A 22,426-nucleotide genomic window follows, 5' to 3' on the forward strand; every position below is an offset into this window, starting at 1 on the left:
ACAGGTTACAGGTTTCAGTTACGGGTTGCAATTACAGGTTGCAGTTGCAGGTTTGCATCAGAGCGTAGGCGGCTGAGTGCCCAAGCGCAGCGATGGGTGTACCGAAGCCACCTAGTCTCCCGATCATCCCTGCAATTTCCATTCATCTAACTCCATCCCTTCCCAAACTCCTTTACCTCATTATCAAGTTCTCCCATTCTCCCTTTCTCCCTTTCTCCCATTCTCCCTTTCTCCCACCACCAAATGCGCTACACATAATGCGTTTGCCCTGCATTAATAACCCGGCAATTTGACGGTTCTTATCATTTTCCTTATTTTTGAAGTAACATTCATTTCTTCAAAAAAATGCTGTTACCCAGGGTCAACATAGAGGATAAATTAAAGAGATGCCGTGACAGGTCGCCCGGGGTTCCCGATATGCTGCAACAAGTAGCGAGGATCCTGGAAGAAGACGACCGGAGGGAAATCCGTATTGCCGGAATTTTAAATGAAGGTACTCCGGGGATCAACCACTGGCAAATTTCGCAATTGGATACGGAACGGATATATCATATTTCGCACATCAAAAAGATCTGTACGGATTACAGGCTCCGTTTCCTGGATACGAAATATTTTAAGGGTGAGTTTCCCCGGGAAGCTTTATCAGAGATCAAACGATTGGAAAAACAGCATCAGACCGAATTCCGCAGTTTTAAGATCGTCGCTCCTGCAGGTTTGTTCCGCCTGGAGAATGCGGACGACCCCCTGCTCTTTGCCCCTCTCGGTAATGACTATTTTTACCTGGTACACCAATGGGGCAATGATCTCCACCCGCTGCGAAAGTGGTTCATGCTTCCGTTTAAAAACCTGCTCAACCTCTTTTTGCTTATTGCCGTTATAAGCCTGGCAGTAACCGCCATGATCCCCTTAAAGTTGTTTACCCCGCACCCGGATGCTTCTCATTTCTGGATGCTGTATTTCTTTGTCCTGAAATCCATTTGCGGTATTACCTTGTTTTACGCTTTTGCCCTCGGCAAGAACTTTAACGGGATGGTGTGGAATAGTAAGTATTATAATTAGGTAGGCCTATCGACAGGCAGGTTTGTATAATAGCTATCTCACAGAGACTCACAGAGGTTTCGCAGCGTTTCACAAAAATCACCCCTTCTTATTTCCGTAGGCATCCATGGCTTTTTTTACGGAACCGTACTTTTTCAGCAATGCTTCGGCCTGTTTGTACTCCAGTTTCAGTTCCTCCGCTAAAAAGCGCACGCCACGATCTACCAGCTTTACGTTATTGAGCTGCATATTCACCATCTTATTGCCCTTTACCCTGCCGATCCTTATCATTAAAGCCGTACTGATCATATTTAACACCAGTTTCTGGGAGGTCCCGCTTTTCATTCGCGTACTTCCGGTCACGAATTCAGGACCAACATTCACTTCGATCGGGATATCCGCAGCGGCGGACAAAGGAGAACCGGGATTATTCGTTACACCGGCGGTTAAAATGCCGTTTGCCCTGGCGTCTCTGATACCCCCCAATACATAAGGTGTTGTCCCCGAAGCGGCAATGCCCACTACGGTGTCCTTTTCGTTTATATCATACTCTTTAAGGTCTTTCCATGCCTGTGCCATATCATCTTCGGCATATTCCACCGCCTTTCGGATAGCTTTATCCCCTCCGGCAATAATTCCTATCACCCTGTCATGTGGTATACCGTAAGTAGGCGGAATTTCGGAAGCATCCAAGACCCCTAACCTGCCACTGGTCCCGGCGCCAATATAAAACAAACGTCCGCCATCCATAAACCTCAGGGCCAGTTCATCAACTAATTTTGTAACCTGCGGAATGACCGCGCGAACGGATTTCGCCACTTTCTCATCTTCTTTATTTATATTCTCCAGGATAGAAGCTGTTTCCATCTGTTCCAACTCCGTATAAGGAGAGGGCTTTTCCGTAATTTTTGTGTATTTGGACATAAGTATTGAGCTATTAAAGCGTATTGTTGACCATTAAATAGTACTAATGCATTACATTTTGATTTGAATTTGCCTTTTGTGAACTTTGTGCATACTTCGTGTTCTCTGTGGTTAAATATCAACCACAAAGAACACGAAGTTGACTTGTTATAAATATTTAATGCATCAGTACTAATCATTAAATAAGAAACAAGAGGCCTTTATTTACCTGTGACGGACATGAAAATTGAATTTTGATAATTCCTCTCCCGAAAGTCCCGATAATTATCGGGATCGGGATTGTTACCCCAACCCTAAAGGGAGCATCCCGATGAATATCGGGACGAGGAAAATCAGGCTCCCTTTAGTCCCGATAATTATCGGGAGGGGTTAAACTGATTTTCCGATCAAATTGTGCAAAACCGGTTTTTGTCATGTACTAAAATCCGGGGATCAAAGCACTACTATATTTTTATCGCGGAAACTTTCCAGTGTCCTGTCTTCGGGCTCCAGTTCGGTTATAAGGACATCCACTTCTTCTATATTGCATATTTTATACCGCTGCACCGTATTTAATTTCTCGGAAATCACCGGGGCCACAATTTTTTTGGACGCCCTGATCATAGCCTTCTTCATCTGCACGATCTCCCAGTCAAATTCCGTAAGCCCCTGTCCCGAATCAATGGAATTGGTCCCCAGGAAACAGACATCCACTTTTATTTCCGAAAGCATATTTATTGCGGTCCCTCCTACGGTAATCTGTGAATCTTTGGATAATTTTCCGCCTATAAAAATCACTTCCACGTTTTGTTTTGCCAGTAATTGATTAGCTACCCCAAGACTTGGTGTAAAACAGGTTATGGCAAGTCCGGGCGGCAAAACCCGGGCCAGTTCCATATTGGTTGTTCCACCGCTTAGCAAAACTACCTGCCCGCTTTTCAATAATCCCGCGGCCTTCCTGGCTATTTGCAATTTCTTTTCGATGGAATACACATTTTTATCCTGTACATTATGATTGTAAAAACCTAAAGAGATTGCACCCCCGTGAACCTTTTTAAGTTTTTTCTCATCGTGTAATTCCTTTATATCTCTCCTTGCCGTATCTATGGAAACCTTTACAAGTTCGGCAATATCGGTAAGCAGTACCCGGTTGTGTACCATGACCTCATTGAGGATGATCTGCTTCCTCTCTTCTTTTAACATTCTTCCTATGCTCTTTAAAAGATTAAAACACCACTAATTCCAGCAAATATAAGAAAGAAAAAACCAAGATAATTAAAAATACTGCATATAACTGCAAAACATTGCAATTAATTTCAAATAATTGCATACATTTGAAAATAGTTAAAATTTAACATAATACCACAAATAGCTAAATATAACCTTTAATATTGTTAAAATAGAATAAATAACACACACTAGTAAAACTCACTCACCACGAGTACGCACTTTATATTGCAGCAATTTGCAGCAATAATTGACATTAAACTAAATAACTAACTTTTAAACAATCAAATTATGAAGCATTTCAAATGGATATTTTTGTTCCTGTTTTGCTTGTTCTCCGCATCTTTACATGCCCAAAACATAACGATCTCGGGGGATGTAAAGGATGAAGAAGGAGCGCCTTTACCGGGAGCAAGTATTGTGGTAAAGGGTACTTCAACGGGTACGGAAAGCGATTTCGACGGCCTGTTCACCTTAGATATTCCGCAGAAAGAGAATACAATCCTGATCATTTCCTCCCTGGGTTTTATCGCACAGGAGGTGGAAGTCGGAGATAAAACATCATTTTCCATATCGCTCCGGACAGATATAGAAAGTCTTGATGAAGTAGTCGTAGTCGGTTACGGTACCCAGAAAAAGAAAAACTTAACCGGGGCCGTAGCTACCATAGACTCAAAAGTACTGGAATCCAGGCCTATTACAGATGTGGGAAGAGGGCTTCAGGGGGTTTCTCCCGGTTTAACCATAACTTCGTCCAGCGGACAAATAGGCCAGGATCCGAAAATAACGCTAAGAGGTTCCACAGGCACCCTGGGAACACCCGGTGGCGCCCAACCGCTTATATTGGTGGATAATGTGGAGATCCCCAGTCTTCAAACCATTAATCCCGAAGATATTGAAGATATCTCCGTACTTAAAGACGCGGCTTCAACCTCCATTTACGGGGCCCGTGGAGCATGGGGGGTTATCCTTATCACCACCAAGAAGGGTAAGCGCAATTCGGCCCCGACAGTCTCCTATTCCAACAACTTTTCCTGGGCCACCCCCACCAATACCCCTAAAATAGCCCCTGCAGCAGAAGGGGCCGAAATGGCCTTTGCAGCGGTACAAAGAAGAATTCCTTCTTTAGACGCGTTTGGTATTGTGGGAATGTACATAGACCAGGTGGCCATAGATAAGATGAGAGAATGGGACGAACTGTATTCCGGCCAGGACCTCGGTATGGAAATGGTCGAAGGCCGGGATTATGAAATACGCGACGGGAGACTTTTCTTTTACCGGTCGTGGGATCCCAGAAAACTGTTTGTAGACAAATGGGCATTACAGCAAAAACACGATGTCTCCGTTGCAGGTGGTAGCGAACGCACCAATTATTACCTGGGACTGGGATATTTAAATCAAGGGGGCGTATACAAAACCAATCCCGATAAATTTGAAAGATATAATGTAAACCTGAGTTTAAATACCACTGTTACGGACTGGGCCGAGGTCCGGGCCAAGATCTTACACACCAATTCCAAAACTACAGAACCTTTCAAATTCGGTTCCAATACCTATGACGCCTGGTATTATACTACCCGGTGGCCCGCTTTTTATCCGTACGGGACCGTGGACGGCAAGCCGTTCCGGAACCATATTTCGGAAGTGGAACAGGCCAATATGAATGAAAACAACTATTCCCTATCCAGGTTAAATCTCGGCGCTACACTTACTCCTATCGACAATTTGTCCTTAAATTTCGATTTCACTCACGACCGTGTCGAAGAGCACGAGCACCAGGTCGGGGGAACACTCTACGCTTATAATTTCTGGGCGCAGGGCGCTGATTTTTCATATGTTCCTTACAGCAGTCCTTCCTTTAATCGTGTACAATATAACTCGGAATGGAGCCGCAGAAACACTTTTAAGGCATTTGGTATTTACGATATTGACCTGGATGATCACCAGTTCAAAATAACCGTAGGAGGAGATATGGAAAAATATGAAGACTGGTTCCATTACTCCCAACGGAGAAATCTCTTAAACCCGGAACAGGGAGAACTGGACCTGGCTACCGGGGATCAGTTTGTTGGCGGTGACCGGGACAAATGGTCCACTCTCGGATTTTTCGGGCGTGTAAACTATTCGTATAAAGATAAATTCCTGGTGGAAATAAATTCGAGATATGACGGTTCGTCCAGGTTGTCTTCGGATGAAAAATGGGCTTTTTTCCCTTCTGCTTCCCTGGGCTACGTTCTTTCCGAAGAAGATTTCATGCAACCCGTCAAAAACACGTTGTCCTTTTTTAAACTGAGAGGGTCTTACGGGTCTATCGGAAATCAGAATACGTATTTGCGTAACATTTACCGGATCATGACATCGACGAATTCCGGATGGCTCATAGATTCGAACAACCAGGCTACAGTGGGTACACCGGGAGCCCTCCCCTCATCACTCACCTGGGAAACCATAACCACGCTCGATTTTGGTTTAGACGCCAGGTTTTTCAACAATAAACTCGGGTTTGTTTTTGACTGGTACCGGCGTACGGTAAGCGATATGCACAGTCCCGGTGTTACCCTGCCCGCTACTTTTGGTACCGCTTCCCCGGTACGAAATTACGGTGAACTGCAAACCGACGGATGGGAAATTACCCTGGATTTCAGACACCAGTTTAAAAATGACCTGAATATCAACGCTACGGTAGCCCTGACCGATTATAAAGAAAAGGTCACCAAATATGCCAATACAATCCGGGGAATAAATTCGAACTACGAGGGCAAATACCTCGGGGAGATATGGGGATATGAAACCGATGGTTTCTTTACCGAAGCCGATTTCAATGCGGACGGAAGTTATGCATCCGGTGTAGCGGATCAAAGTCTTCTCGAAGGGAATTACGGATGGTTCAAATACGGTCCCGGAGATGTTAAGTTCAAAGACCTTAACGGCGACGGCGTCATTGATTTCGGATCCGAAACGGTTGGCGATTCCGGCGATATGAAAGTAATAGGGAACTCCACTCCCCGCTATCAGTACAGTATTCAGCTGGGAGCGGACTGGAAAGGTTTTGACCTGAATATTTTCATGCAGGGCGTAGGCAAAAGAGATTTCTGGGCCAATGGCCCTGTCTTCATCCCGGGATTCCGATACGGCGAAGGCTGGTATGACCATCAGCTGGATTACTGGACACCCGAAAACCCGGATGCATACTACCCGAGGCCCAATGACCAGTCACAATCCAACAAAGCGATGAATTTCCATCCGCAGACCAAGTACTTGCTGAACATGGCCTATCTGAGAATGAAGAATATCAGTTTCGGATATACATTGCCCGAATCCGTAACGAGCAAGTTGAAGCTCTCCAGGTGCAGGCTTTATTTCAGCGGGGAGAACCTGTTTGAATTCACCCCGGTACAGATCCCGGTAGACCCCGAAGTGGATTATACCACCGCAGGTTTAAATGACACTTCTACATTCGGAAGGGTTTATCCCTACCGAAGGTCTTTCTCTTTCGGACTTCAAGTTTCCCTGTAACCGCAAAAACGAAAACAATGAAAAAGGTATATTATATTTTAACTATAACACTGTGTTCCTTCCTGCTAACAGGTTGTGACAAAGATTTTTTGGAAGTTCCCCCGCAAGATCAGTTGGTAGACGAAACCTACTGGACCAGTGAGGAAAATGTCAGGACATTTGCATACGGTTTTTATACGGGGTATTTTATCGGGTACGGGTCCGGTTATACCTGGGGCAAATATTTCTCAGGGCAGGCCCTGAACGATGATTTTGCACCTTCCAATCCTTCCATGTTTCCCCAACAGGTTCCTACCTCTGGTGGCGGATGGAGTTTTGCATGGGTGCGAAAAGCCAATATATTTATAGACCGGGTTCAAATCGTCCCCATGGAAGAAGAAGCTATTAATCACTGGACCGGCATCGGTCGCTTTTTCCGTGCCCTGGAATATCACGACCTGGTCAAAGCCTTCGGGGACGTTCCGTATTTCGATGCGGAATTATCCGAAGACGATTACGACATGCTCTATAAGCCCAGGGACGGTCGTGTTGTTGTCATGGACAAAGTACTCGAAGATTTTACTTATGCCGTAGATAACGTACGAACTTCCGTAGATAACGAAGGCCTGGAAGTCAACAGGGATGTTGTCCTGGCCTATATGTCCAGGGTATTCCTTTTTGAAGGTACCTGGCAGAAATACCATGAAAACAATAGTGAAAAAGCAGCCGAATACCTGGAAGCCGCCAAATGGGCCGCCGAACAGGTAATAAACTCGGGAAATTACACTTTGGGAAATTACAGGGAGGTTTTTAATTCCCTCAGCCTGTCCTCCAATCCCGAGGTTATCTTATACCGGGAGTATGAGGAGGGGATGCTTACACATGCTCTTAACAGTTACAACAATAAGGAACCCCAGAGCGGAGTTTCCAAAAACGCGGTAGATACTTACCTGTGCAGCGACGGGCTGCCTATCTCCGTTTCCCCGCTTTACCAGGGAGATCAGGGTATTGAAAATGTAATGACGGACAGGGACGGGCGTATCTATGAGACTCTGGTTTCTACCGAACTCCGTCTGAACGGCATTGCTTTTAATCATTCCACAACAGGTATAGCCACTCATAAATTTCTCAATGAAGACATCAAAGATGATCCTATAGGAAGTTCCAATTTAAACCCTACCGACGCCCCCGTGATCCGGTTCGGTGAGGTACTTATGAATTACGCGGAAGCCGCTGCCGAACTGGCTAGCGTGGGAGGTGGTAGCCTGAGCCAGGCCGATTTGGACAAATCGATAAACGTTTTACGAGACAGGCCCGGAACAGACATGCCCCATTTACAACTTAACGGCGGTCAACCATCCGCCAATGGCGTAACCTATGACGACCCCGACAGGGATCCTGACGTATCTCCGATACTTTGGGAGATAAGACGGGAGCGCCGTATAGAACTCATGATGGAAGGATTCCGGCTGGACGACCTCAGACGATGGAAAAAACTGGAATACGCGGATATGACAGACAATTCTGAGATCAACAGGGGCGCGTGGATAAGAAAGAGCGATTACCCCGATGCCAACCTGGACAACATGGTACTTACGGAAGGTACCGAAGGTTATATCATACCGGCCCCTGCTTCCGAATCCCAGAGAGTATTTGACGACCCGAGAGTTTACCTGGCCCCTATTCCGTTGGATCAGATCAATCTGTACCAGGAACAGGGATATCAGTTGACACAAAACCCGGGTTGGTGATTTTAGTTAGTTGTTGTTTGAGATTCTTTGAGAATGCTCTCAAAGAATCTCTTTCTTTACCTTTGAAGTTTAATCGTTATCCCATCATTTAAAAAATGGCAAAAAGAAAATCCGTACGGATATACTTCATAGCACTGCTTGGCATCCTTATCACCGGGTGTCATTCCGGTTTAAAATCCATATATACCAATAAAGCCGGTAAGGCCAGGTGGGACCCGGAAACCCCATATAACACAGAAGAGTTCCGGGCCGCCTGGATCGCTACCGTGGCCAATATAAACTGGCCCGGTGCACCCGGACTGCCTGTAGATATCCAAAAACAGGAAGCCATAAAACTCCTGGACTTCCTGGAACAACATCATTTTAATGCCGTTATTTTCCAGGTACGCCCTCAGGCCGATGCTTTGTACAACAGTTCCCTGGAACCCTGGTCTTACTACCTGACAGGCAAGCAAGGCGAAGCCCCCTACCCATTTTACGATCCGCTTGAATTCTGGATAGAAGAAGCCCATAAAAGAGGGCTCGAACTACACGCCTGGTTAAATCCGTACAGGGCACATCATACCCAGGGTGACGTTATCAGCGATAAATCTGTCATTCGCACCGATAAAGAACTCGTCGTGGAGCTCGACAACGGCATGTGGTGGATGGACCCCGGGTTAAAAGGGACCCAGGATCACTCCCTGGCTGTGGTTATGGATATCGTTAAAAGATATGATGTAGACGGCATTCATTTTGACGATTATTTCTACCCTTACGACTCTTACCATAACGGAAAAGATTTTCCGGATGATGTAAGCTGGCGGCAATACCGGGAATCCGGTGGCAAATTATCCCGTAATGACTGGAGGAGGGAAAATGTCAACCGGTTTATAAAAAGGGTATACGGTGCGATCAAACAAGAAAAACCATTTGTCAAATTCGGTTTAAGCCCCTTCGGAATATGGAGACCCGGACACCCGGAGTCCGTTTCCGGTTACGATCAGTACGACAAGCTGTTTGCCGATGCCAGACTGTGGCTCAACAAGGGATGGATCGATTATTTTTCGCCCCAGTTGTACTGGAGCATAAACAAAGCAGGACAAAGTTTCCCGGAACTCCTGGGATGGTGGCAGGGAGAGAACACCTATAACAAACACCTGTGGCCGGGCATAAAAGACGACCTCGGCGGAGGTATTGCCAATGCGGATGAAGTGGTAAACCAGGTCATGATCACCAGGGGCATGGTACCGCAAAGTAAAGGTGTCATACACTGGAACGTAGCCCCGCTTATGAAGTACGACACCGTAACCGAAGCCCTTATGAACGGTCCTTATAAAAACAAGGCCCTGGTCCCGGCCAGCCCCTGGCTGGACAATACGCCGCCGGATCAACCTGTTATTGATTTGTCGGATAAAGGAGATACTATTTCCGTATCCTGGACACATTCCGATGAAAAGGATATCTTTAAATGGGTAGTATACTATCAGTATCAAAATGAAAACTGGCAGCATTCGATCTTAACCGGGCCCGACAGAAACCATGCTTTAAAAAAATTATCGGAGCATGGGAACAGGTTGCATAAGATAGGAATAACCGCCGTGGACAGATCGGGAAATCAAAGCAAATTCTTTACTAAAACAGTACATAACTAATATGGGACCGGCAGTAGTTTTTGGTGTTATTGCTATTTATTTTATTCTCCTGATGGTCATCGGGCACCTGACATCCGGAACAGCGGACAACCGGGCTTTTTTTACCGCTAACAAACAATCTCCGTGGTACCTGGTCGCTTATGGTATGGTAGGGGCTTCCTTGTCCGGCGTTACTTTTATATCCGTTCCCGGGGAAGTAGGAAACAGCGGCTGGACCTACCTGCAATTCGTCATGGGGAACATGGTGGGATATGCCATTATAGCATACATACTCATTCCCCTCTTTTATAAAATGAACCTCACTTCCATCTACGAATATCTCCAAACCAGGTTCGGCCACAAATCGTATTATACCGGGGCCTCCTTCTTTTTGGTTTCCCAGACCATAGGAGCTTCCTTCCGCCTGTTCCTGGCCGCACTGGTATTACAACTGGCCTTCTTTAACGCTTTTGGCATTCCTTTTTGGGTAACGGTTCTTGTAACCATAGCTTTAATATGGCTATACACCAGAAAAGGCGGTATCAAAACCATCGTATGGACCGATACCCTGCAAACCACATTTTTACTGCTCGCCGTCACGATCAGCATTTATGTAATTATTCGTCACCTGGATATCAATACCACCCTCCTTATCGATAAAGTAAAAAACACGCCTATGTCCAGAATATTTGACTGGGAGTGGTCCTCCGGCACTTATTTTTTTAAAAATTTCCTCGCCGGTATTTTTATAACCATAGCCATGAACGGCCTGGACCAGAATGTAATGCAGAAAAACCTGACCTGTAAAAACGAAAAAGAGGCCAGGAAGAATATTTTCTGGTTTGCCCTTACGTTCTTCATGGCTACCCTCCTCTTCCTGGTCCTGGGGGTCCTGCTGTACGAATATGCGGATGCACATCACATTGCCATCCCCGACAGGACCGACGACCTTTACCCGATGCTGGCCCTCAATCATTTCGGAACCGTGGCGGCAATCGTCTTTTTGATCGGTATTGTAGCCGCAGCGTTTTCCAGCGCCGATTCCGCGCTGACGGCTTTGACCACATCTTTCTGTATTGATATTCTCGACATCAACAACAAAAGAAAAAACCCGGAAAAAACCCGGCTGTTCGTACATATCCTGTTTACGGTGTTGATGTTTTGTGTAATTCTTATCTTTAACAGTTTTAACGACAGCAGTGTAGTAAACGCCGTTTTTAAAGTTGCCGGATTTACCTATGGCCCCCTGCTGGGGCTGTTTGTTTACGGTATTTTTTCCAAACTTCAGGTCCGTGATAAATTTGTTCCCTGGGTTTGCATAGCATCTCCCGTTATTGCCGTTATCCTGGATATAAATGCCGAAAAATGGTTCGGGGGATATAAATTCGGATTTGAAATACTACTTGTGAATGCCCTGATAACCATTGCCGGGCTACGTTTGCTGTCTTTTAATTTTAACCGGACAAGATGAAAAATATAATTGTCGTATTATCCCTATGTGTACTTTTCACGACTTCCTGCACAGAGAATTCCCGATCTGAGGAAACCGAATTTGTAGAAAAGAGCATACTGGATATCAAAAACGAATTTGCTCCCGACAAGAGAGTCGCCCTCTTTGATATTACTGCAAAAAAAGAGACGGACACATACGTACTGAAAGGTGAAACCAATCTTCCCGATGCCCTGAAGGTGTTAAAGGCCGGATTGGAAAAAAATAATATAACATATACGGACAGTATAACCCTATTACCCGTACCCGCTGCGAACAGCAAAGGCATCGTCAGAATATCCGTAGCCAATCTCCGGGCAAAGCCTTCACATGCTGCCGAAATGGTTACCCAGGCCACATTGGGAACCCCGGTTACCATCCTCAAAGAACAAAACGATTGGTACTATATACAAACCCCGGACAAGTACCTGGCATGGGTAGATAAAGGGGGCCTGGAACCAAAAAACAATGCTGCTTTCACCGCATGGGATAATTCGTCAAAAATTATCTACCGGGGCGTATACGGAACATCGTATACCGAACCGGAAACTACGGCAACTCCCGTTTCCGATCTCGTTGCCGGAAGTATACTGGAATACCTGGACGAAACACCGGAGTATTACAAAGTACAATATCCCGACCGGAAAACAGCGTATCTCAAAAAGACCGATGCCGTACCGTATACGGATTGGCTGCAATCGCTTTACGCCGACAGTACCAGCCTGGTAAAAACGGCAAAACGTTTGATGGGACTCCCCTATTTGTGGGGCGGAACTTCAACCAAGGGAGTAGATTGCAGCGGATTTACCAAAACCGTTTATTACCTCAACGGGATGATACTTCCACGCGATGCCTCCCAACAGGTACACACCGGTGTTCCCGTAGATGATTCCGGGGATTTTAAAAAACTGGTACCGGGCGACCTGCTGTTCTTCGGTGTCCCGGCAAAAGATGGCAAGCCCGAACGGATCATACACGTGGGAATGTGGATAGGCGACAACAAATTCATCCATTCCATGGGAGATGTTCGCATCAGTTCGGTGGATAAAAATTCTCCGGAGTTTGACGAGTACAATTACAACCGTTATCTCCGTACGAAGCGCATCATCGGCAAAGAAGGACTGGATTTCAAAGACAAAGAGAAGCACATGCTTATAACCTCAAAGTAGAACAATAGCTATAGAATTAAAATTTAATACATGACAAAATTTGTTTTATGCGGATTTATCGGGATCCATGCAGGGCGCCTAAAGGACAAGGTTATTCAGTTAAACAGATTTTTCATTTTTTGTCCTTTTTCAGGGCTCCCCTCTTCATCCCGATGATTATCGGGAGAAGAGGGGTGGACCGCTTTGCGGGACGGGGAGTTTTGACCAGCCCAGGCTTTAGCGTGAGTACGCAGGTATTTGCGGTTATACCAATGACCCGGGATTTCAAACCCTCCCCCCATTGCTTCGCTCGGGTACCTCCCTTCTCCCGATAATCATCGGGATGAAGGGAGGAGCCTTTAGACATTTATAATATGGAACATCTGTCTTTTTAAAATGACTATAACACTAACTGAATAACATTACCCTTTAGACCCTGCATTGATCCCGATCACGATAATTATCGTGATCGGGATTATCGGGAGAGGGAAATCTACCCGGATCGAATTTTATCATGTGCTAAATAATTAAAAAACAAAACCTTATGCCAGCCAATCCGATTAAACCCCTGATCATACTACTGCTTATTCTCGGCGGTGCAATTTCCTGTAGTCCCAATCCTTATGCCGCTACCGACCGTTTTTACAAAAAACAGGCGCGGGAGTATGCGAAAATACTTTTGCAACGCCCTTCCGGCAAACAGAAGACCCAGCCGCAATTACACTGGGTAGGCACTACCAATTACAACATGCGAAAACCCAATTACGTCGTTATTCACCACACGGCACAGGATTCCGTAGAACAGACCTTGCGCACCTTTACCCTGCCCCGGACCTCGGTCAGCTCCCATTATGTCATTGCCAAAAACGGTACGGTGTACCAGATGCTCAACGATTATTTCCGCGGATGGCATGCCGGCGCCGGGAAATGGGGAAGCAACAGTGATATCAATTCAGGTTCGCTGGGTATAGAGCTCGACAACAATGGTTTGGAACCTTTTCCGCAAGCACAGATAGACAGCCTTATTTCCCTCCTGAAAGTCCTGAAAGAGAAATACGACATTCCTTCGGAGAACTTCCTGGGGCATGCGGACATTGCCCCCGCCCGGAAGAACGATCCCAGTATATTCTTTCCCTGGAAAGAACTTGCGGACAACGGGTTCGGTATCTGGTATGACGACACCCCGGATATCCGGAACACGATAACCAAAGAACTTGTCGTTGAAAAAGACACTATCCGGCTAAAGGAAACCGCGCCGCCCGTTACGACACCACAGGACAATCCGGTTCCGGATTTTAACGAACAGGAAGCCCTGAAGATCATAGGTTATGACATCTCAGATCCGAAGGCCGCCCGCAAAGCCTTTAAGATCCACTATATACAACAAAATATAAACGATTCTTTAAACGGGCCCGAAAAAGCCATACTCTATAATATGTATAAAAAATTCCTGCATTTATGATCCCTTTCCCTCCTACAGAAGACCTGAACACGACAATAGCACACAAAATGATGAAAATAAAATACATGCTTCCGCTTATCCTGCTCCTCCTTACGGGAATACGGTCAAATGCCCAGAAAGTTCCTGTTCAAAAACCGGAATTCCTTGAATACACACACAGTAAATGGGTAGATTCGATCATGAACACCCTGGGCTTAGACGAAAAAATAGGACAATTATTAATGGTACGGGCCTATTCCAACAAAGAGGAAAAACACAAACAGGACATACTGGCCATCATTAAAAAACACAAAATAGGCGGAGTGGTCTTTTTCCAGGGCAACCCGGAAAAACAGGTGCAACTGATGAACGAATTTCAACAAGCTTCCGAAATACCGCTATTGGGCGCTATTGACGCGGAATGGGGCCTGGGCATGCGCCTGGACAATACCGTCAGTTACCCGTTCCAGATGGCTTTGGGGGCTATACAGGACAATGCACTGATATACGAGATGGGAAAGGAAATCGCCGGGCAGGTAAAACGCTCCGGGCTGCATATCAACTTTGCGCCGGTTGCGGATATTAATAACAATCCCGATAATCCCGTTATAAATGCCCGGTCCTTCGGGGAAGATAAAAAGAACGTCACCGCCAAGGTCATTGCCTATATGAAGGGTATGCAAGACAGCGGACTGCTCACCACCGCCAAACACTTTCCGGGACACGGGGATACCAATGTAGATTCCCATCACGATCTGCCGGTCCTGAATCACTCCAGGACCCGTATGGATACCCTGGAGATCTATCCCTTTAAAGAACTCATAAAGGCAGGCATTAACGGGGTTATGGTAGCCCATCTCAATATCCCTGTCCTGGACACCACCGGAAAACCCGCTACCCTGTCCCGCCAAATCGCCACTTCCCTGCTACAGGACGAACTCGGCTTCGAAGGGCTTATCATTACCGATGCCATGGGGATGAAAGGAGTTACCAAAGGAAACGCTCCCGGAATCGTAGACCGGGACGCCCTGATGGCCGGGAACGATATCCTGGAATTATCGGAAGATGTGGAAAAGGCCATTTTTGAGATCCGGAAGGCCGTACAAAAAGGAATGATCCGTGAAAAGGATATTGATGCCAAAGTCCGCAAGGTCCTCGCCGCCAAACAGTGGGCAAAACTGTCGGACTACCGGCCCATGGAAAGCAAAAATATCGTACGGGATCTCAACACCCCCCATGCCCGGTTACTGAACCGAAAACTGGTGGAGGCCTCGCTTACCGTACTTAAAAACGACGGCAATATCCTCCCGGTATCCGGACTGGAAAAACTCAAAATAGCTTCGGTGTCCGTAGGCGCTTCCGAAGAAACCGTATTTCAGAAAACCCTCGCACTGTATACCGCGGTCGATCACTTCCGGCTTCCCCATGATGCATCTTCCGCTGCCATTGAAAAACTCAAAGAACAACTCGACGATTACAATTTAATTATTATAGGTATTCACGACCAGGGAAGACTTCCGAAAAACCAGGTCGGTTTCCCGGAACCCGTGTTGGCGTTCCTGAAAGAGATCAGTGGTAAAAACAGCATTATCACTTCCTTTAAAAACCCGTATGTCCTGGACAAAATACCGGGAATTGAATATGCCGGCGGACTTATCGTAGCTTACCAGGACAGTAAACTCACGGAAGAACTCAGCGCGCAACTTATTTTCGGGGCTTTTGGCGCCGGCGGTAAACTTCCCGTACGTATCGGGAACAAGTTTCCCATCGGCTCGGGTATGGAGACCCGAGGGGGTATCCGGTTCAAATATACCCTTCCGGAAGAAGCGGGAATGAATTCGGAATTCCTCAATGGCAAAGTCGATTCTCTCATGCAGGTGGCCATGGACAATAAGGCTATCCCGGGCGGACAGGTTTTCATTGCCAAAGACGGTAAAGTAGTACTGTATAAGGCTTATGGTTTTCAGGATTACAGGGATACCCTTGCCGTCCGGAAAACCGATTTGTACGACCTTGCCTCCGTCACGAAAATCTCCTCTTCCCTGCCAGCACTTATGCAATTTTACGACCAGGGAAAATTTGATATCGACAAAAGCCTGGGGGATTACCTCCCCTATTTCAAAAATTCCGACAAAGGGGACCTTTCGTTCCGGGAGATCCTTACGCACCAGGCCGGGCTTACCCCCTGGATCGCCTACTGGAAAAATACGTTGCGGAACAACGGTAGCTATAAATGGAGTACGATAAAAAAAGATTCTTCTTCCCGGTTTCCCGTCAGAATCACAGATCATATGTGGCTGCATCGTAATTACAGGAAAAAAATATACAAGGCCATCAAAAAATCACCGCTTACCGGAAAGAAGGAATACCTGTACTCCGGGCTGGTGTTCTATCTCATGCCGGAGATGGTGAAAAACATGAGTAATACTCCCTTCCTCACCTACCTGGACAGGGAGCTATACCAAAAACTCGGGGCAACCACCCTGACCTATAATCCGCTTTCCAGATTCCCGGAAGAACGCATTGTTCCCACGGAACACGATTATGAATTCCGTCACCTGCCCATACACGGTACGGTACACGATGAAGGAGCGGCAATGATGGGAGGTATTTCCTCGAATGCCGGGCTCTTTGCCAATGCCAACGACCTGGCCAAACTCATGCAGATGTACCTGAATATGGGTACCTACGGAGGTGACCGTTATATCGAGGAAAGCACGTTCCGCGAATTTACCAGGGCCCAGTTCCCGGAAAATAACAACCACAGAGGACTTGGCTTTGACAAGCCGTGCCTGGAAAGTAAAGGCGCAGACGGAAATACCGCTGCAGATGCTACTAAAAGCAGCTTCGGACATACCGGGTTTACCGGGACCATGGTATGGATGGACCCGGAAAAAGGAATTCTTTATGTATTCCTGTCCAACCGGGTATTGCCTACCAGGGAAAACACCAGGCTCTACAAACTCAATACCCGTACCAATATACAACAGGTTATTTACGATGCCCTGAAGGAATAGCAATTGGGGAAAAGGATGGGTTATTAGGTTACTGGGCTATTGAGTTAATAAGTTATTTAGGCAATGCCTGTAAACTCAGTAACCCAATAACTCAATAACTTAGTAACTCAGTAACCAAAGTCCAATAACCAAAACCCAATTTCCCCGTCCGCCGGACAGACAGGATTGTTTATCAAAATATCCCCCTAAGGTTATAAAGAAGCCGGGGACAGCCCGCACTATGCCCGGACAAACTATACACTCCTGTACCTGACCCCAAAAAAGCGCCCCGATTCTTTCCGCTTTAATACCCGGAAAATGGCCATTTAGGGGATTGCGTTTACACCGAACCGGGTCCGGTATACGGCTTACCTGTTTTCTTTAGCTGCTTATCGGGTTGCTTAGGATATCCTATACAACTGCTTTAGCCGCTAACCGGGTTAGGTTTACCGCTTAAGGGAACGGGCATGAAATCGTAAGGGATCCAGTTTGCCGCATACACAGTTGCGTTGACCGCTTACCGGGTTGCTTGTGAATTCCTACGCAATTGCTTAAGCGGCTAACCGGGTTATGTTTGCGGCTAAAGGAAATGGATATGCGGCCTAAGGGATTCCGTTTGCAGCATATACAATTCCGATGACCGCTTACCGGGTTGCTTGTGAAATCAAACGCAATTGCTTAAGCGGCTCCCCGGGTTACGTTTACCGCTTAAGGGAATGGGTACGAAATCGTAAGGGATTCCGTTTGCAGCATACGCAGTTCCGTTGACCGCTAACCGGGTTGCTTGTGACATCACACACAATTGCTTAGGCGACTAACCGGGTTGCTTTTGCGGCGTAAGGGAATGGATACGAAATCGTAAGGGATCCTGTTTGCTGCATACGCAGTTGCTTATGCTGCAAACGTAACCTGGTTCAGTGTATACACAATCCCTTAAATGGCAAAAACCGGCTCCGGAATATCCGGCCGGGAATACGATATGACGGTCCCGTGACAAAGGCAGGCGTATCTTTGCCGGGAGGCTACCCGTCCTGAACTTGCCGGGAAGCCGGCAGTGATACCGTCTGTTTGACGGTTATGTTCCTACCGGTATTACACCGGGAGAAATGCTTTTGGTTGTAACCCCGGGGTTTTACCGAACGCAGACTGCGAAGTCAGAGATATTCGCAATACCAGAAGGAGCACACGCCGTATCCGGATTTACACAGTGATGATAGCCTATTGCTCAACAGCAATAATATATGATAACCGGAGCGTGGATCGTTTAACTTACGGAATGGAACTAACCCCGGATACCTCCCTGCCTGACAAAACACCTGTAAAAAGAACTGTTTGCAAGTACAGATTACAATTATGTCAAAGAATACAAGTGTAAATATATGAAAATCAAACTACTTTAAGCAGACACGAATATTCAGCAATATATAATATTTACGAACTCCTATAAGAAACGATAAGCACATACCGGGAGTAATTGAACTTTTACCCGGGATAGGAGGTTCGAATCCTGCCATCCTTCGAATAATAGGTTAAAGTCAAGAAACCTTTGCAACATTGAGAATAAATGTAATCGCTTTCGATTCCAACGTTTCTCATACATTGGTTGCTGTGTTGGAAAGAACTTAACTTACAGCCATTTCATTCACTTTGCCCAAGACATCATTATGAAATGTTTGAGGTCAATTTCCGTGGTTTTTAGTGAATTGTGCCCGAGCTTTCACTTTAATAATTTCCGTAGAAACTCCTAAACATTTGGTGATGGTGGTAGTTAAAAGTAAAAGAAGTAATGTTTTTTTCATGGTGATTAATTTTCCCTAAGTACTAAAGTTACACTTTTAAATTCAAGTGTCAATGAGTAAAGGGGTTATATGTGTTAGGGAAAAGAAAAATACGCCAGCTTTCGATGGCGCATTCCATTCTACTTATTGACAGAGAAAATCTCTTTCAATTGTTTTACCATGCCTCCGTTTCCAGAGACGGTGATCTCACCAATTTTTTCAGCAATCTTTTCCACGTATTCCATCTCCTTCAACTTGAAGAGCATTTCGTTTTCCTCCATCAGTTTTGCTGTGTTCAGCAAGCTTCGGGTAGAAGCGGTCTCTTCACGACGGGTAATGATATTTGCTTGGGCTTTCTTCTGTGCCACCAATACCTGGTTCATGATGTCTTTCATTTCCCCGGTAAGGATCACATCACGGATACCGCAGTTCAAAACAGTGACCCCTAAAGTAGTGGCCTCAGTTTTTATGTTTTCAAACACTGCTTCCGCAATGCTTTCTTTGCGTTCCAAAAGCTCATCCAAACTATATCCGCCAACATAAACGCGCAATACAAGTTGCATGGCGATATAAAGCTGCTTTTCATACTCCTTGTTTTCCAAAAGCGCCTTTTCAATATTGGTCACTTTATACTGGGTATAAAAGTTGATACGAACGGCCGCTTTGTCCTTTGTCAACAATTCCTGTCCCGCGATCTCCAATTGCAATTGACGCATATCGGCTTTGGCAATTTTGATGGTGGTGTCGTTCTTCCAGAAGCGGTAGGTGCCACCTTCTAGGGTTTTGACATATACATCATCAATTAGCATTACCGCCTTTTCATAAGCTGCCACTTCGAACAAACGAATATACTGGTTCAATTCAGGTCGACTAAACCAAGACTTATCAATTTCCTCTATGATTTCAATCTTGCTTCGGTCAATGGTAATGAACTTGTAGTGCAGCAGATTTTTCCAGAAGAAATACCTGCCTGCAGTAAGCACCTGCTTGAAATTTCCGTTCTCAACTACCAAGATCAACTCGTTGTCCTTGACCTCGACCACATGAAGCATTGCCTCCAAGTTTTTGTCCTGAAGCAAGATCTCTGCTGCTATTGGGGCTACAAAAGGTCTTGTAAGGTCATATTGAACCAATTGTTCATTAAACCCTAACCAATAGGTTCCATGGGGCATCACTCTTTTGTAATCTCCCTTTTTAAAAACTAAACCTACTTTTCCCGCATTGATTCTTACTCGTTTCATTTTTTTACAATTTTAATTAAACAATGATTGGACACAAGGCCTGTTGTGGCTTTGTAAACTTTGAATATCCGCTACGGGTATCGCTTTTATCCAAAGGGTATTTTTATTTGATTCATTCCTTTTTTTTAAAAACAGTGGATGCAAATCATCCGTCCACTACGGAAACCTGATGATTGATAAGCTCCAAGAATCTGTTTTGAGCAGTGGGCCAAATCCCGATTTGGGTTGCAATGCAACTGACATATCTAAATTGGCTGACCACAAAAAAGTGATTCCTTTGCTTGACAATACTTTCAGATTTCAAGGTACTTTTCAGATTGTTGTTCGTCCAAAAAAGACATACAACTAATCTGCATACACTGTTTTTTGTCAATTTTGCAGCGTGACAGGCTGGAGACCAGTTTTACAAGATGGTCAGCTTTGGTATGGATTTTCATCCATAATCCTACGTTAAAAGCGTAGTGCTCTACCACTGAGCTATCCCGCCATGGCGGGAGCGGGAGTCGAACCCGCGGCACCCACGTCTGTTGTTCTGCCCCCTGAACTATCCCAAATAATTGGGAGTGGGATTCGAACCCACGTCCTACAGATTTTGGCGATTGTTTTTTGGCTAACAATCCAAACCTCCAAGTCAAGTTGCACATGAAAACATGATACCTCTCGGCAACATTTCATACAATAGTGCCATTCAGAAACACCCAACAAGACCCGCTTGATATCTAGTTCCCACTTAAATGGGATTTTTATTTTCAATGTACTTTTTTATTGGGTTTGACCAATTGTCCCACAAATTTCAAACCCTTCAATGGTTATGGATGTGGCCAAAACATCGAATAATTTCTTTTTCAAAGCTGCCATCACTTTTTTCTTTTCTTCCAAGGGGCACTCTTTTTCCAATCCCCGGCCATAATACAGCCATAAGGCAATACTTCATCAACCACGGTTCCCAAACCAAATTCCTCCATTTGGTTTCTAACGTTCTCAGCATTTTTATAGGCACTAGGCAATTCGGTGATATCAATCTCATTGGAGAAAAAACGAATGTCCAAACCTTTGGTTTCTTCCTCAAAGATTTCCTGAAGGGTACCGATCTTGCTTTTTCTGTGTTGCGTTCTGCTCATGTTTCTACCGGCACCGTGGGGAGCAAAACCTAAATTGGCCTTGGTGGTTCCACCTTCAACAATCAATACGGGTTCCGACATGTTCAAAGGAATCAGTCTAGGACCAGTGATATCTGGCATGAATTTGGCATCCAATGGAGTTGCTCCTTTGGCATGGTAAAATAGTTCGTCATCGCGGAACACAAAATTGTGTTCGTTCCAAAATCTGTTCTCTGGGTTGATGCCCAATTTATGCAAAGTGGCGTCATGAATACATTCATGATTCTTCTTGGTCCATTTTCGCACAATTTGCAAAGCATTCCAGTATTGCTCCCCCTCTTCACTACCGATAGGAATCCAAGCGTTTTGTTTTAGCGTTTCAGGCGATAATTCTTTTCTGAACTGCTCGGCAACTTTTATCCCTTTTGAGTACAAATTGGCACCAAAACCGCGGCTGCCGTGATGAGTTATCATCATAGTATTGCCTGTCTTTTTGGATATGCCCACAAACAGGAAATGATTTCCGTCCCCCTGTGTTCCCAAATGAGATCTAGCTACTGAAATTGACTTTTGATCATTCAAAAAATAGTTGTCTTTAATTTCCTCCAATAAATCCATTGGAAATCTAAACTGGTTTTCCCTTGAACGCCCACCTGGACCAAAATGCGTAACCCCATGTGCTGCATCCAATACATCTTTTGGATCAGCATTTCCAAAATCGGTCAACAATACAGAACAACAGATATCCGCACTGTGCATCCCGGGATGGATTGCATTTTTGGCAACCGCCACTCCGCCAACAGGAATAGTTCCGGTGGGGCCTGTTGGACAGGCATCAGGCATTAGGGCACCGTCTACCAATGTAGGCGTACGCATTAAAGCATCCATGGTTTCAATAACGGAATTGACATTGGTCTCTTCCAATTCATTTTGCGCTTTTATATTAACTGAAAAAGGAACGACCTCTTCATGCAATCCCACTGCCGGAGGTGACTTGAACTGTTCCAAGTAGTTGATCAATGCCTCACCTTGTAATTGGTTTTTATTAATATGTACTATGGCCTCTTTAAACCATTTCCCCGATTTGAAGCCCATGGCTATCAGTTCCTTTCCGGTAAAATTCATTTTTGGTTCCATTGTATTTCTTTTTTAAGCTCCGTCGACTCCCCGTTCGACGGAGCACTACTGATGAGCCTTCTTGACTCT

12 protein-coding genes and 2 tRNA genes are annotated in these 22,426 nt (G+C 45.4%); 8 read left to right on the forward strand and 6 right to left on the reverse strand.

The features are described 5' to 3' along the window. Positions 1–345 precede the first annotated feature (345 nt). Positions 346–1,059 carry a hypothetical protein gene (locus tag ACVBDU_RS15450; protein WP_447180632.1) on the forward strand — a complete coding sequence of 238 codons (714 nt, stop codon included), beginning with the start codon at positions 346–348 and terminating at the stop codon, positions 1,057–1,059. 78 nt (positions 1,060–1,137) lie between these two features. Here the strand turns inward: ACVBDU_RS15450 and ACVBDU_RS15455 are convergent, their stop codons facing one another. Together ACVBDU_RS15455 and ACVBDU_RS15460 are read right to left on the reverse strand one after the other, a co-directional pair. Beyond that, positions 1,138–1,962 carry an N-acetylmuramic acid 6-phosphate etherase gene (locus ACVBDU_RS15455; RefSeq protein WP_447174955.1) on the reverse strand — a complete coding sequence of 275 codons (825 nt, stop codon included), beginning with the start codon at positions 1,960–1,962 and terminating at the stop codon, positions 1,138–1,140. A gap of 432 nt (positions 1,963–2,394) precedes the next feature. After that, positions 2,395–3,144: a DeoR/GlpR family DNA-binding transcription regulator gene (locus tag ACVBDU_RS15460; RefSeq protein ID WP_447180633.1), complete on the reverse strand. Its 750-nt coding sequence runs from the start codon at positions 3,142–3,144 to the stop codon at positions 2,395–2,397. A 315-nt stretch (positions 3,145–3,459) separates the two neighbouring features. Here ACVBDU_RS15460 and ACVBDU_RS15465 point away from each other — a divergent pair, with 315 nt between their 5' ends. From ACVBDU_RS15465 to ACVBDU_RS15495, 7 genes are all read left to right on the forward strand, one after another. Then, entirely contained in the window at positions 3,460–6,684 is a 3,225-nt protein-coding gene (locus ACVBDU_RS15465; RefSeq protein WP_447180634.1) for a SusC/RagA family TonB-linked outer membrane protein, read from the forward strand. Between the two features lie 17 nt (positions 6,685–6,701). Then, entirely contained in the window at positions 6,702–8,414 is a 1,713-nt protein-coding gene (locus ACVBDU_RS15470; protein ID WP_447180635.1) for a RagB/SusD family nutrient uptake outer membrane protein, read from the forward strand. A gap of 95 nt (positions 8,415–8,509) precedes the next feature. After that, complete coding sequence (locus tag ACVBDU_RS15475) at positions 8,510–10,048, forward strand: glycoside hydrolase family 10-like protein (RefSeq protein WP_447180636.1); 1,539 nt, start codon at positions 8,510–8,512, stop codon at positions 10,046–10,048. Position 10,049: 1 nt separating this feature from the next. After that, positions 10,050–11,498: a sodium:solute symporter gene (locus ACVBDU_RS15480; protein ID WP_447180637.1), complete on the forward strand. Its 1,449-nt coding sequence runs from the start codon at positions 10,050–10,052 to the stop codon at positions 11,496–11,498. Then, positions 11,495–12,685 (forward strand): C40 family peptidase, encoded by a 1,191-nt coding sequence (locus tag ACVBDU_RS15485; protein ID WP_447180638.1) that lies wholly within the window; start codon positions 11,495–11,497, stop codon positions 12,683–12,685. The genes ACVBDU_RS15480 and ACVBDU_RS15485 overlap by 4 nt, the downstream gene beginning before the upstream one ends. A gap of 523 nt (positions 12,686–13,208) precedes the next feature. Then, positions 13,209–14,126: an N-acetylmuramoyl-L-alanine amidase gene (locus ACVBDU_RS15490; protein ID WP_447180639.1), complete on the forward strand. Its 918-nt coding sequence runs from the start codon at positions 13,209–13,211 to the stop codon at positions 14,124–14,126. Beyond that, positions 14,123–17,122, forward strand: coding sequence for a serine hydrolase domain-containing protein (locus ACVBDU_RS15495; RefSeq protein ID WP_447180640.1), 3,000 nt, complete (start codon positions 14,123–14,125; stop codon positions 17,120–17,122). The genes ACVBDU_RS15490 and ACVBDU_RS15495 overlap by 4 nt, the downstream gene beginning before the upstream one ends. 1,897 nt (positions 17,123–19,019) lie before the next feature. On the opposite strand, the gene ACVBDU_RS15500 is transcribed toward ACVBDU_RS15495, so the two are convergent. The 4 genes from ACVBDU_RS15500 to ACVBDU_RS15515 all read right to left on the reverse strand — a co-directional run bounded on the left by ACVBDU_RS15500 (position 19,020) and on the right by ACVBDU_RS15515 (position 22,345). Then, positions 19,020–20,120 (reverse strand): slipin family protein, encoded by a 1,101-nt coding sequence (locus ACVBDU_RS15500; RefSeq protein ID WP_447180641.1) that lies wholly within the window; start codon positions 20,118–20,120, stop codon positions 19,020–19,022. A 411-nt stretch (positions 20,121–20,531) separates the two neighbouring features. After that, positions 20,532–20,605, reverse strand: a tRNA-Lys gene (locus ACVBDU_RS15505). Positions 20,606–20,608: 3 nt separating this feature from the next. After that, positions 20,609–20,671: transfer RNA gene (locus ACVBDU_RS15510), tRNA-OTHER, on the reverse strand. 306 nt (positions 20,672–20,977) lie between these two features. Next, entirely contained in the window at positions 20,978–22,345 is a 1,368-nt protein-coding gene (locus ACVBDU_RS15515) for an RtcB family protein (RefSeq protein WP_447180807.1), read from the reverse strand. Positions 22,346–22,426: the final 81 nt, after the last annotated feature.

Source organism: Sinomicrobium endophyticum, from assembly GCF_052983315.1.